The organism is Burkholderia sp. USMB20 (assembly GCF_000949135.2).
Lineage (GTDB): Bacteria > Pseudomonadota > Gammaproteobacteria > Burkholderiales > Burkholderiaceae > Burkholderia.
Genome location: NZ_JTAN02000021.1, coordinates 426,289 through 440,771, shown reverse-complemented (window position 1 = coordinate 440,771; position 14,483 = coordinate 426,289). Strand labels below are relative to the sequence as shown.

At 70.3% G+C, this 14,483-nt stretch carries 3 protein-coding genes; 1 reads left to right on the top strand and 2 read right to left on the bottom strand.

Translation table 11 applies throughout. The annotated features are described in order from the left end of the window. Nucleotides 1–58: 58 nt before the first annotated feature. The gene (locus PL79_RS32295; protein WP_235879366.1) at nucleotides 59–12,427 is read right to left on the bottom strand and encodes an LWXIA domain-containing protein; all 12,369 of its coding nucleotides are present in this window, start codon (nucleotides 12,425–12,427) and stop codon (nucleotides 59–61) included. Nucleotides 12,428–12,996: 569 nt separating this feature from the next. Between PL79_RS32295 and PL79_RS32290 the strand changes: the two genes are divergently transcribed. Next, nucleotides 12,997–14,256, top strand: coding sequence for a porin (locus PL79_RS32290; RefSeq protein WP_044844569.1), 1,260 nt, complete (start codon nucleotides 12,997–12,999; stop codon nucleotides 14,254–14,256). An 83-nt stretch (nucleotides 14,257–14,339) separates the two neighbouring features. Here the strand turns inward: PL79_RS32290 and PL79_RS36960 are convergent, their stop codons facing one another. Further along, the gene (locus PL79_RS36960) at nucleotides 14,340–14,465 is read right to left on the bottom strand and encodes a hypothetical protein (protein ID WP_268906942.1); all 126 of its coding nucleotides are present in this window, start codon (nucleotides 14,463–14,465) and stop codon (nucleotides 14,340–14,342) included. Nucleotides 14,466–14,483: the final 18 nt, after the last annotated feature.

The window sequence follows — 14,483 nt, the reverse complement described above, 5'->3', positions numbered from 1 at the left end:
CGTCAAGCGCGACGCGTCGCTTGCATCCGCCCCGCACACGTTCCGCGCGCCGCCCCCGTCACCCGACCACGACCTGCTGCCCCGGATCGATCTCGCCCGGCTTGCTCGCCAGGTTCCGGTTCAGTTGCAGGATCTCGTTGAGCGCGACGTCGATCCGCTGACCGTCCGACATCCGCTGCTGCTCGTCGGCCGGCACGTGTACCGCGGCAAGCAACGATCCTTCGTGACTTTGCGCGATCGTCCACAACGAATCGCCGGCCGCCACGGTCACCGTCAGCGGCGTGGGCGCGGGGCTCGGTGCACCCGTCGAAGGCTGCGCCGGTTGCGATGACGTACCCGACGGCTGCGCGCTCGCCGACGCCGATGCCGTCGCCGATCCCGACGGCGTTGCAGACGCATTCGGCTGCACCGGTGCGCTCGTCGTGCCGGGCGACGGCGCAAACGACGCGCCCGGCGTCGGCGCCCCGGCACTCGAACCCGACGGTTTCGGCGACGAACCCGGCGCCTTGTGCTGATCGTCCGACGCGGTTGCCGACGTGTACAGGCTGATCCCCTGCATGATCCCGAAGATCGCCACGGGCGCCAGCGCGATGCCGGTCGGCAAGCGCTCCATCCACGGCGTCGCGTTCGGGAAATGCGAATGCAGCCGCCCGGCGCCGAGCAGCGCGCCGGACATCGCGGTCAGCGTGCCGGTCACCGGATCCACGGTCAGCGCGGTATGCACGCCAGTTGCGATGCCGACCGCCGAGGTCAGGTAGTCACCGGTCGCGCTCGCGATCCGCGCCAGCTGGCTGCGGTTCTCGGCATTCACGCCGCGCAGGCTGCCCTTGTAAACGATGCCGGTATAGACGGCGCTGAACGCGCCGCCGATCGCCTGTCCGCCGGCCAGCAGGTCGCCGTGCGTGATCGCCCTGAACGCATTCATCGTGATCGAGCCGCCGTAGCCGCCGAGCGCCAGCACGCGACCGACGCGGCCGACCGAATGGCGCGGGCTGCCGTGATGCAGCAGTTTCAGCGACGTCCCGCCGACCACGCCCTGCATCTGCGCGAGCATGTCGGCGGCGATCGCCTTCGTATGCGCGACGGTATCGTCGAACGACAGCATCCCGTCGTCGTTCAGCGCGCGCAGCTGAGCGGCCATCGCCTTGCCTTCGTGCGCGATCTGCTCCAGCTGCGCGCCGCGCGCGTCCACGTCGAAGCCGTTCGCCTTCAGTTGTGCCTGCAGCCCGCGCACGAGCCGGTCGACGACGCGATCGAACACGCGCGGATCGCCGTTCTTCAGGCTGGCGACCGCGCCGTGATGCAGCGCCTGGAACACGCGCCCGACCCGCAGGCCCGCATACAGCGAGTTCGTCGCGGTGCGCACCGACTCCCGGCCGACCGCGACGAGCACGCCCGCGCCGGCGCCGCCGGTCACGGTGGCCGCCGCGATGTCGCCGGCGATTCGCCTGGACGACGGCGGCGGCGTGTTCTCGCCGATCGGTTCGTCGTGCACCCGCAGCGCATGCAGTTCCGCCTGCGCGCGCTTCGCGTCGGGAATGTCGACCTTCGCGAGCTGCGCCGCTTCCCAGCGGCTCGTGCCGATCGGCTTGGTGCCGTCGTTGATCAGCGCCGGATCGTGCACGACCGCGCGCCAGTGGTCGAGCGGGTCGGCGGCGGCCGGCCGCTTGCCGGTGGTCACCCGGTCGGGCACGCCGGCGCCGTAGTCGGCCAGCCAGCGGCCGCCGAACCTGCGTGCGCCCTCGTCCGTCCCGGTGCGCGGCGGGTTGCCGTCGGCATCCCACAGCGGCATCGCATGCTCGATCGTCGCCTTGCGCGCCTGGTTCAGCCAGACGGTCGTGTTGCCTTCGTAGAGCTTCTGGCGCAGCGCGGCGATGTCCGCGGGCGTCATGCCGTCCGCGGCGCCGAGCCGCTCGACTTCCGCGAACAGCAGCTGATGCTGGTTCGCCAGCGTCTGCCGGTCGACCCGCTCGAACACGCGCGTGAGCGCATCGGCGCCATGCAGGCGGTCGATGATCTCGGGCCGGTTGCGGTTCTCCACGATCAGCTTCGCGAGCGCGCCGGTGAGATCCTGGTTGCCGATGAAGTCCGCGCCGTGGGTGCCGTACGACAGCCCCATGTGCACCCATTCGAGCCCCTTGCGCTCGAGCACCGCGCGCAGCAGCTTCTCGTGTCCGCCGCCCGGCACCGATTCCGGCACCGCGTCCCAGCCGTGGAACGTGATCATCACGTTCGGCGCCTTCGTGTCGGGATGCGCGTTCGACCAGCGTTCGAGGGCGGTCATCACACGCACGTAATCGTGATACGTGTCGTTGGTGCCCGACTGGAACCGGTAGTCGGCGCCGGACACGAGCGCGCGCGACGGCGCCGTCTCGAGCCGGATCGCGAAACCGGTGCGTGCGGCCTCGTCGAGCCAGCGATGCAGATGCGCGAGATCGTCGAGCGCGAGCGCCTTCCCGTCGGAGCCCGGCGCCGGATGGATCATCCCGTTCTCGCCGTCGAACACGGCGTGCTTCTGGTCGCCGAGCGCGCGTACCGCGCGCAGGAAATCCGGATCGTGCGCCTTGCCGAGCACCGCCGCGAGCGAATGCGGATCGATCACGAGCGTGGCGACCGGCATCACGCCGCCATACCGCTCGACCAGCGCGCCCATCAACGCCGGATCGTCGCTCAGCGAGAACGAGCGCGCCATCGGCACCATGCGATCCTGCAACGCTTCGCTCGAGCGCGTGAAGATCTGCCGGATCCGCTTGTCGGCGACGGTCGCCGCGCCCAGGTTGCGCGTCCGCGCGCGCAGCTTGCCCGGCACCGGCAGGAACCGCGATGCGGACGTCGACACGTCGCGCGCGACGTACAGCTTGTTGAGCAGCGTGCGCCACATGCCGACGTCGACCATCACGGCCTGCGGCTCGCCCTTCAGCACGAGGTTCACGTCGCCGGGCCGCTGCGCCTGCTTGTTGTATGCCTCGATCTGCTGGTGCGTCGCGAAATACTGCTCGGGCTTCGCCGCGCCGTGGCGCAGGCTGAACTCGACGGAGGTCGCCGACGACAGCCCCGGCTGGTACGGCTCGATCGACAGCGGCTCGGGCGCGGTGCCCTTGCTCCCCAGGCGCCGCAAGTCCGCGAGCACCTCGTTGTAGCCGTGCCGCGTGCGCGCCGCGAGCGCGCGGAACGGCGCCGAGTGCAGGCCGCGCGCTTCCGCCGCCTTCCATTGATCGTGCAGCGCCTTCGCGCGCGCTTCGAGCGCGGCGACGCGCGTCGGCCGCGCGCTGTTCAGGAAATCGCGCGGCGACAGTTGCGTGAGCAGAAAATGCACGTCCGTGCCGAAGCGATCGTTGCCGATCGGCATGGCGTCGAGCGGCACGCCCGGATGATTCTTGTTGTTGACCTGCGGGATCTTGTCGAACCAGCGCATTTCGCCGTCGCGCTCGGCGATCACGCCGAGCGGATCGCCGAGCGCTTCGGCCACCGCGCCGTCCGTCCTGAACACGTAGATCACATGGCGGCCGCCGTCCAGCGCGCCGTTGCGGATCGCGGTCAGCAGGTGCGACACGCTGTTGCCGCTGAAGTCGACCGCGTTGAGCGCGGACTGGTCCGACGGCACCAGATGCGGATCGACCGGCGCCAGCGGCGCGGCGTTCGCGTCGTCGCCCTGCTCCGCGCGCGCCAGCGGCCGGCGCACCGGCACGATCGACTGGAACAGGTCGCCGGCCGAGCGGATCGGTTTCTTCTCGACGGCCGGGGCCGCCTTCGCCGGCCGGAACCCGCCGATGCGGTCGACGGTGGCCGGCGCCACGTCGCTGACGACGAAGCGGATCCCGCGGCGCGGCGACCGGCCGACCGGAATGCCGCCGCGGCGGCGGCGCCGGAACACCGTGCGCAGATCCTGCTCGGGAATCTCCGTATCGCCGACCGACGCCTTTTCGAAATATTTCCACTCGTGATTCGTGTTGCGTTCCGCATGGCCGAGCACCTTGCCCGTCTCGTCGTCGACCACGTGAATCCAGCGCTGCGCGCCGGAAACCGCACGCACGGCCTGGCGCGGCCGCTTGAAGACCGGCGCGTCCTGCAGCTTCGACACGTCGCCCGCGAGCGTCGTCTCGATCGCATGGCCCGAGCCCGTCACGTCCCACGACGTCTTGCCGTCCGGCGTCTCGATCTTCGACGGGCCGCCGAACGCCACCAGTTCGTCGTGCGCGACCGGCGACACATGGAAATCGAACTTGCCGCGTGCGCGTCGTCCGCCGCTGTCGGCATTTTCCAGCGCCTTGGTGAGCGCGGGCGGCACGCGCTTGCCGTTCAGCATCCGCACCGGGCCGAGCGCGCCGTTCGCGTCGGTCTCGAGCACCGCGACGAAGGCCGGCGGCGTATAGGCCGCGGCGCCGTCGGGCGGCGTGTGATGCGCGGTGACCAGCACATGCGCGTTGGGGCCGAGCTGCCGGGCGAGTCCGTCCAGCGTGGGCGCATGCCGGCCGTCGACACGCTTGAGCGTGCGGCGGCCGAGGGTGTCGAGCCAGTCGGCGGCGCGCGCCTGATTTGCCGCCTCGACCGCTGCGGCCCCCTGCGGCGCGGCCGGGGCGGCTGAATGACCGGAAACGGTGGCCGGCGTCGCCGCGGCGGACGGGTTGTTGCTTGCCGGGTCGCCGGCCGGGCTCGCCAGACGGCCGGCCGGCCCCGCGTGGCCGAACCTCGGCCAGGTCGGGTTGCCGTCGACCGCGCCGAGCGCGCGCGTTCCGCCGGCATGCACGGCCGCATAGCCTTCCGGCAAGCCGGAACGATCGACGCCGACGAGCCGGTACGACACGTCGCCCGTCGCCGCGTCGCGGGTGCGCACGACGTACATGTCGACGCCGGCCGGCTTGAACAGCGAACCGCCGTCGGGCGTGGTGATGCGCAGCGCACTTGCCGGATCGTGGCCGAGTGCCGACAGCAGCACGACGTCGGTCGGCGCGGCGGCCTCGACCGCGGCCAGGTGCGCGGTGGCGCTGGCCGCGACGCGTTCCGCCGGCGTCAGGTCGCCCTGCGCGAACGCGGCGTCGTCCGGCAGCGCATCGGCCGGCACGTACGCGTGATTGCGCGGCCCGGCTTGCGCCGCATCGAGCGCCTGCCCGAGATCGTCGTGCGCGACCGTCGTCACGCCGTCCGGCAACGCGCGCCGCGTTTCGGCGGCCGTGCGGCCCGTCGCGTGCGCTGCCGACGCCGCGGCGTCCGGCACCGTGCCGCTGAACCGGAACCAGCCCGCCTCGGGATCGAGCGCGCCGAAATCGGTGCCGCTGCCGAGCACGATGCTGCCGTCGCCCGTCACGAATTCGACGCGCAGGTTCGTCAGGCCGGCCGCGTCGAACGCCTGCATCACGTCGTCGATCACACGGGTCGGCTCGGGTCCGTCGAGGAAATAGCTCGGCCAGTGCTGGCTCACGGTGCCGCCGGCCTGCGTCACGCGCGCGGCATCGCCGATCACGCCCGGCCGGTCGGCCAGCGCGCTGCGGAACGGATGGTCGAGCGTGACCGATTCGAACGTGCCGTCCGGAATCGGCGTGAAGTCGTAGCCGGGATCGGCGAACGTCGGATCGGGCACGCGCGGCACCGTCGGACGCGCCGGCCGCTCGGCCCGTGGCGGCGGCGCCGTATGCGCGGCGCTCGGTGCCGGCTCCGCGTCCGGTCCGGCGGGCAGTGCCGGGCGGCCCGCCCGCGCGGGGTCGCCGACGAAGCGCTGCATCGGCAGGCGGTCGCTGTCGACCTCGCCGGTCCGGCGCGTCACGCGCACGGTGGCCGAGCCGTCCGGCTTGACGAGCAGGATGTCCTGCGGCGCCCAGACCGACGTCGGCCGCCCGGTGAGTTCGGACAGCCGCTGCGCGAGCGCGGCCGCGAACGTCCCGCTCGCGGCCCGCACCTGGCCCGGCGCGACGCGCAACGGATCGTGCTTGTCCGACCCGCCGAAACAGGAATACAGCGTCACGTCCTGCCCTGCCTCGAGCTGCGGCGCGACACGCTCGGCCACCTCGTCCGGCGTCACCGGCCGGCCTTCCGGGCCGAGCATCGCATCGGCCGACATGCCGTGTCCGAACACGACGTGATGGCCCGGCGGCGACATCAGCCCGCGCGCGCCGACCGGATGCAGCGGGTCGCCGGCCGGCATCAAAAGCGTGTCGGCCGGACGCAGGAATTCGGGGTGCTGCGTCGCGTCGACGCCGGTCACGTCGTCGAAGCCCGGTTGCAGTACCGACTCGCCGCGAATCGTCGTCGTCATCACGCCGTCGTTGGCGATCGTGCGGTCCGTATAGACGCGGCTGTTGTTCCGGTACGTCTTCTGCGGAATCCCCGACAGGCCGTCGTCGGCTTCGGCCTCGGCGGCCTGCTCGGTGCGCGCGGCCCACTCGTCCGCCGTGAAGATCTGCCCCGGCGCCACGTCGACGACCGGAACCGGCTCGTCGACGGGCGGCTCGCCCGCGTCCGGCTCCGGCGCGAGACGCGGATGCGCGCGGGGCTGCGGCTGGGCCGGCCCATGTGCCGTCGCACCCGGCCGCGCGGCATCGCCCGGCGTGCCGGTGTTGCCGCGCCGCCCGCTGTCGGCGTCCGGATCGATCTGCGCGTCGATCGGGCGCACCGGTTCGACCGGCGCGCCGTCGTACCCGTGCGCCACCGCGCCTTGCACGGGTTCGCCGCGCCGGGCGAACACCAGCGGCGGTTCGTTCGCGTCGGGCGCCTCCGGGATATGCAGGTAGAGCCGCGTCGACACATCCGGATCGTGTGCCGGCACGACGATGTCGTCGCTGTTCGGGTGCAGTTCCAGCGCGCCGGTGCCGCGTATCGAATTGGACGCGATCGACGCGATCACGGGCACCTGAAGTTCATACGCGAGCTCCTGCGCGAACGGGTAGCCGCCGGAGCCGAGATAGCAGCCGGTCAGCAGCACGCCGTTACCTTCCGTGTAGGCCGGATCCTCGAGCAGGCTGCGCGCGAATTCCCTGGGCGACATCGTGTTGCCGTCTTTCGTGATGGCGATCGCGCTGTCCCAGCGCACGTCGCGCGGCTTCGTGCCATGCGATTCGGCGATGTCGAAGCCCGACACCTTCAGGAACTGCCGCGCGGTCGCGTGGCCCAGCAGGTTCACGACATTCGAGCCCGGCACCGGCCGCAATTCCAGCGGATTGACGCGAACCGGCTGCGCGCGGCCCGGCGAGAACTTGCCGTTCACGTCGGGTTCGATCTGGAAGCGCGCGAGCCGGCGGCCCGGATCGGGGATCGCGCGCCGCCAGCCGGCCGCGTCGTCGTCGCCGAGCCGGCCGAACACCGGCGCCTGGATCAGGTCCGCGAATTCCTGCAGCAATTCGGGATCGGCGCCGCTGTGCGGCCCCTCCAGCGCGATCGGCGTGCCCGGCGTATAGCCCTTCCACGCCAGTTCCTCCAGCGCGTGGGTCATCTCGAGCGCGCTCGCCGGGCGGCGGCTGCGCGGATTGATGACCGCGCCGCCGCGATTCGTCAGCACGCGCCAGACGTAGACGCCGAGCGGCACGCGCGCGTCGCCCGACGCGCCGCTGCCGCCCCAGCGATTCGACACCGGGCGCGGCGCCACGGTGCTCCAGTCGACCGCGTGCGCGCCCTGGTCGATGACCGCCAGCGCCGGCGAGAAGCGGTAGGTGCGCGGCGCATGCTGCACCGAATGGTCCGGCCTCCCCGCGAGACTGGGGGCGCCGGGCTCCACCACGATGCCGGTCGTATAGCCGGAGTCCGGGCTGCCGTCGCTGCGATATCGCGGCGAGCGCCACGCGACGAAGCCGCTTGCGCCGTACACGTCCACCCCCAGCACGTTCGCGAGCAGTTGCGCGAGCGGGCTCACCCGCGTACCCGCGCCGCATGCATAGAGGATCACCGGCGATTTACCGTCCCAGCCGCTCTGGCGCACCAGCTCGGCCAGGTCTTCCGCGCTCATCGGCTTGCCGGTCGCACTCGCGAACGCTTCGGACCACGCATGCGCGTACACCGCGAAGTAGCCGGGCGGCACCGGCATCAATGGCCGCTCGCCCGCCGGCAGCCGGTTCTCGGGCTGGTCCGGATGGTTCGAATAGATTGCGAGGTCGGCTTCGCGGCGCGGATACGCGCCCCATTGCGTTTCGTCCATGCCGGGCGGCGCGTTGATCACGTCGACGCGCCGGCCATCCTCGCTGCGGATCAGCGGCTTGGCGGGATCGAACCCGCGCGGGTACATCACGCGCAGCGTGCGATCGTACGCGTCGTTCATCGACAGCATCAGCGCGTCGCCGGCGTCGTTGAGCCCGACCCGGGCGACCACCGCTTCGGGCGGCACCGTACCGTCCGCGGCGAGCGCGCCGTGGTCGACCAGCGCGACCTGGTAGCGGCCCGCCGCCACGCCGCCGCGGGCGACCATCATCGCGTCGTGGAACGACGCGTAACGCGTGACGCCGATCGTGCCGTCCTCGCTGGAGGCGGCGGCCGCGAGCTTCACCGGATCGTCTCCGGCTGCCGCGCGCCGCGCGTCCGCGTTCGCCGCCCGGATGTCGTCCCCCAGGTTGCCGCGTTCGGTCGAGGAGAGTCCGTCCTCGTCCGGCTTGCGCACGTTCCCTTCGCCGTCCTCCAGCGCGTACACGTAGTATTCGACGTCCTCGAGGCGGTTGCCGCTGTCGAGAATCGACCCGACCACGCCGGCCAGCGCGTCCGGATCGGCCGCCACATGCGCGGGAATGGGCCACGACGCGGGGCGTCCCGCCGTTACCGGCGTGCCGGCGCCGGCCGGCGTCGCATCATCGCCCGCGATCGCGGCGGAAACGGCGGCGTCGCTTCGCCGTCGATCCCTTCGGCATCGCGCGAGCCGAGCAGGATCGCGTCGCGTCGTCCGGCTTGCCCTGCGTGCGGCGCGCGGCAGCAGCGGGAAGGCGACGCAGCCGCTTCCGCCGGCGACACCGGCTCGCCGTCGCGGCGGCTCGCCGAAGTGGCCGCCTGTTCCTCGGCGTGCTGCCACGGGTTGTCCGATCTCGCGACGCGAGGCGCTGGTTCGCCAGCCGTTGCGAACATCGCGTCCACGCGATCCGATCGCCGCTGCGTCGCGGGGGGGCGGCGTCTTCGTGATCGCCCGAATCGGCCGTTCCATCAGCGTATGCGAGCCGAGGCCCATCTGCGCGACGCCGATCCCGAGGTTCAGCAACTGCTGCGCGCGATCGGAATCGGTCATCGCGTCCCAGTTCTTCACGAGCGACACGCCCTGGTCGACCATCTGATAGCCGCCGATCGCGCCGCCCGTGACGTTGAGCACGCCGGCCGTGCGGCCCGTCGTCTGCGCGACCGACTGGAACGCATCGGCTTCCTGCGCGAAACGGCCGAGACCGGCCACGTCGGCCGTCACGCCCTCGCCGCGCGATGCCAGCGTGACCATGTCCGAGACCTGCCCCGTCGTGCGCAGCAGCGACGACGCCTCCGCGAGCGACTTCGCCGCGACGCCGAGCCCGCCGCCCGCGATGCCCGCGCCGCTGCCGATCAGGCTGATCCAGTCGCCGCGCGCCTGCGCATTGTCGAAGCCGATCGACTGCCCGTGCTCGCTCAGATTGTTCAGGTCGCCGATCGCGGCCGGCACGCCGACCGCCATCCCGGCGCCGACCGCGGTCCACGCGGCGCCGAGCATCAGGCCGCCGACCGGCGCACCGATGCCGCTCGCGACCAGCACGACACCGCCGGCCGCGGCGAGAATCCCCGTGCCGATCTCGAGATAGTGTTCGACGTGCTGGTACCACTCCGTCTTGTGTGCGTCGATCGATTCGTATTGCGCGTAACCGCCGGCCGCCGAGCCGTTCGTCAGGCTCTTCGGCACGTACAGCTTGCCGTCGTCCGACAGCGCGTTGTTGTGCTGGTAGTCGTCGACGGTGTCGTACTTCCAGCCGCGATCGTCGATCAGCTTGAACTGGTCCGGATGGTTCGCGACCTGCACCTTGAACAATGCGCTCGGCGCGGTACCCGTCCCCTTCGACACGTAGTAGATCGGCACCAACGACACGACCGCGTGGTCGCCGCCGACCTTGCGGATCTGGTCGACGACGGTCTGGATCATCTGCGCCGCCGCCGAATTCCTCGCGTACAGCGACCGACTGTTGACCGCCACACCGTTCTGCAACTGCCCGTTGCCGACGATCAACTGCTCGAGCATCGCCATCGACGGCACGTCGTTCCGGTCGGTCGGCATCGCGGCCGGATCGTCCGGCTGGATTCCGAGCCCCGCGCCGACGAAGTTCGTCATCTGGTCGGAGCCGGTGGTGAACGTGTAGGACTTGTCGTCGAAGTTCTTCTGGAAGTCGTCGAAATACGCGTTCAGCTGCTTGTCCGGATCGGCCTGGAACAGCTTGTAGCTGGCGTTGGCGGCGTCCTTGTTCTGCTTGTTCTGCGCACTCTTGGTGCCCTGGTCGTAACGCAGCTTGAAGTCGTTCGCGAAGCCCGCCTGGAACCGGTCGTCGTTCTGCATCTTCGACAGCAGCGCCTTCGACAGCGCCGGATCGACACCCGACGACAGCGCCTCGCGCACCGTGTCGAAACCGTAGCCGGTGTTGCTGCCGCGCAGCGTGTAGATCAGCGTCTTCGCGTTGCCCTTGTCGTCAAGCAGCCAGTTCGCGACGTCGTCCTCGCGCCGCACGGGCACGCCGCTCGCGGTCGGCTGCTGGTCCGCCAGCCCGACCGCCTTGCTGAGCCCCTTGTAGAACTCGGTGCCTTGCCCGTACGGCTGCGGCGTGCCCGTGTTCGTCTGCATCCACTTGTTGCCGAAATCGTGCTCGACGGTATCGAGCACGACGCCCGCGAACTCGGGCGGCGCATTGTTCAGGATGTCCTGCATCCACTTGCCGGCCTTGTCGGCGTTCATCGTGTCGTCGTAACGCGCACGCATGCTCGCCTGATCCGTTGCATCCGCATCGGGCTTCTGCATCAGCGGATCGATCTGCGAATGGATGAACTTCGCGTCGAAATGCGGCTGGCCGGCCTGGGTCCACAGCGTCTGGCGCTCGTCGAGCGAGAACGACGCGTCCATGTTGGTCTTCAGCACCTGGAGCGCCGCGCCGGGATTGCTGCCCGGGCCCTGCATCAGCTGCGCGACCTGCTGCTTCGTGTACTGCAGCCGCACCTCGGGCGCCGCCGCAAGCAGCGTCTGGATCTTCTGGTAACCGGGATTGTTCTTGTCCGCCTGCGCTTGCGCCATCGCGTACGCGAACACGCCGCCCGCCTGGTCGATCTGCGCGTTCAGCGCCTTCGCGTCCGCGTCGCTCTTGCCGTCGGTGCTCACCGGAACGCCTGTCAGCTTGACGAACGCTTCCGCGAGCGGATTCTGCTGCGCGAGCGCCTTCTCCTGCGGCGACAGCTTCGGATCGTTCGGATCGACGGTCACACCGGTGTCCTGCAACAGCGCGAACGTGACCGGATCGGATTGCGCGAGCTGCTTCATCTGCGGCGACAGCGACGGATCGTCGGGATTGATCGTCGCGATCGTGCGCTTGAGCTGGCTTTCCTCGCCCAGCGCGTCGACGAGGCCGGTGTACCACATGCCGTCGTGATTCTGCTTCACCGACGCGACGACCTGCTTCTGCTCGTCGGCCGTCACGTAGGTCAGTGCGGTGTCGTCGCCGCCCGTCACGACCTTGTCGTACTGGCTCTGCGCCTGCGCCAGCGCCTGCGTGACGTCGGCCTCGTCGGCACGGCGCAATCCGCCCGGCTCCTTCTGCCACGCCGCGTAGTCGGCCTTCGCGTCGTTCAGGCGCAGCGTCGCGGCCGACGTGCTGTACTCGTGGCGCAACGCGGTGGTGAGGGCCGTGTACGCGTTGTTGGCATTCGTGTCGGCCGTGCCGGCCGCCTGGCGAAGTTGCACGCCGGTGTCGGGATCGGCGCGCCGGATTCCGCCCGGCAGCGCGTCGTACTGCTTCACGTCGGCGTTCGCGGCCTGGTCCTTCTGCATCGCCAGCGCGAACTGGAACGCCTTCACGTTGGTCGCCCGCTCGGGCGCCGATTCGGCCGACACCGCCTTTTGCGCATCGTCGAGCACCGAGCCGAGCACCGGATCGTTCGGCGTCGCATTGCGCAGATCCGAGGCCACGCCCGCGATCGCCTTGTTCGTGTCGCCGCCGCCGTCGGCCGCGACGCGCATCTGGTTCTCGACGGCCGCCTGCACCGAGCCCCATGCCGCTTCGGCCTTCTTCACCTGGTTGTCGAGATCGGCCTGCGACGCGCCCTGGTCGTGCAGGCGCTTGAGTGTCGCCATTTCGGCCTGCGCGAGCTGCAGCAGGCGCTGCGTCTCGGCCTGGGCGGCCGCGAGGGCCTGCTGTTCCGGCGTCTGCGCCGGCGGGGTGCTGCCGGCCCCGTTCGTCGGTGCCGGATCGTTGTCATCCTGCGGCTGCGGCACGTTCACCGGTCCGCCCCCGCCCACAGCCATCAACACCATGTCCGTTCTCCCGCGGCATGCGTGACGTGCCGGCACAGCGGCAGGCGGGCCACGCGCAATGATCCATTGTGCCGAACGGGCGCGCGTGAAAAAGCCGCGCATTACGTAGTCGCCGGGCCGGTTGCGGCAGCGCGGGAAGACCCGCGCTACGAACGCAATCAACCCGATGCCGCCATTCGGTCGTTGCCGCTTCGGGCGGAAAATTTTGCTGGTTGTCGCGCATCGGGTCAGAAATACACGCTGCCGCCGACCGGCGACACACGACCTTTCGCGACGCGTCACCACCCCGCCGCGCTCCGCCGCCTGCTCCTGACCGCGCCGACGCTCACGCTGAACCGCCCCGGCGCTGCCGAATCGTTCCGCACGCGAGACGGCCGTATTTCGCGCAGATTCGACCGAAACACCCCGCGTCGAAACGCCGCGATTCCACGCGATCCCGCAGAGGACCTTTCCTGTGCAGCGCCTTAATCGCCCGTCGCACGTTCTCCAATAATGCCCGCTCGATCCGTCGGCCCGCGCGCCGATACGACCCACCGGCGATCGGGCCGGAGACCAACGAAAAAAGTCATATGCATTCCTATAAAACAGCCAAGCCCGCCGGCGCGCGCGTCGCCGTGCCGCTTGCCGCCCGCCGCGGCCGTCGTACCGGTGCGCTCCCGCTGAGCGTGATTGCCGCCTGTGCGGCCGGCTTCCTGATTCCCTGCGTCGCGCGAGCACAGAGCAGCGTGACGCTGTACGGCCTGATCGATACGTCGATCACCTATGCGACCAACCAGCGTACGCAAGGCGCCGGTTCGCCGGGCAGCGGCAGCGTCGCAATGACGAGCGGTGCGTTGAACGCGTCGCGCTGGGGGGTGCGCGGTCGCGAGGATCTCGGCGGCGGGACGGCAGCGGTCTTCACGCTCGAGAACGGCTTCTCGGGCACGACCGGCAAGCTGTCGCAGAAAGGCGTCGACCTGTTCGGCCGTCAGGCGTGGCTCGGCCTGAGCTCGCGGACGGCCGGCACGCTCACGTTCGGCCGCCAGTACGACCTGATCCTCGATTTCGTGACGCCGCTCGGTGCGTCGGGCCCCGGCTGGGGCGGCAACCTCGCGGTGCATCCGTACGACAACGACGACTCGAACCGCAACCTGCGCATCAACCATGCGGTGAAGTACACGAGCCCGACGTATCGCGGGCTGACGCTCGGCGCGATGTTCGGATTCTCGAACACGGCCGGCGCGTTCTCGAACAACGCCGTGTGGAGCGCGGGGCTCGGGTATGCGAACGGGCCGCTGAAGCTCGGCGCCGGTTACCTGAAGATCAGCCGCGACCGCAACGCGCCGAATCCGGACGGCGCACTGAGCACGCTCGACGGCTCGGCGACGATCACGGGCGGCAACCAGCAGATCTGGGCCCTGGCCGGCCGTTATGCGTTCGGCCCGCATTCGGTCGGTGCCGCATGGTCGCACTCGGCCACCGACGGCGTGAGCGGCGTGCTCCAGGGCAGCGGCATCACCCCGCTGAAGGGTGAATCGCTCGTGTTCGACAACTTCACGGTCGACGGCCGCTACTTCGTCACGCCGGCGTTCAGCATGGCCGCTGCGTACACGTACACGATGGGGCGTTTCGACACGCGCACGGGCCAGACGCGCCCGAAATGGAACCAGGTGGTCACGCAGGCGGACTACGCATTCTCGAAACGCACGGACGCGTATCTCGAAGCCGTCTATCAAAGCGTGAGCGGCGGCAACGGCAACCCCGCGTTCAACGCGACCGTCTGGACCATGACGCCGTCGGCGAACAGCAACCAGGTCGTGGTCGCGCTCGGGCTGCGGCACAAGTTCTGAGTGCGCCGGCGACGCGCGATACGCCCGCACCGGAAGGTGCGGGTCACGCATATCACCTGAAACCGGTCATCCACCTTCCCCGGCTACACAACGACGATCCAATAAAGGAAGCCGCACACGCCTTCAAGCGTGTGCGGCACGAAGCCGTGGGGAATCAAACACGGCGATCCGCGCACATGGATCAATTTGCCGAGCGCGTGATCGGTCACGAGGGTCTCCCAACGACC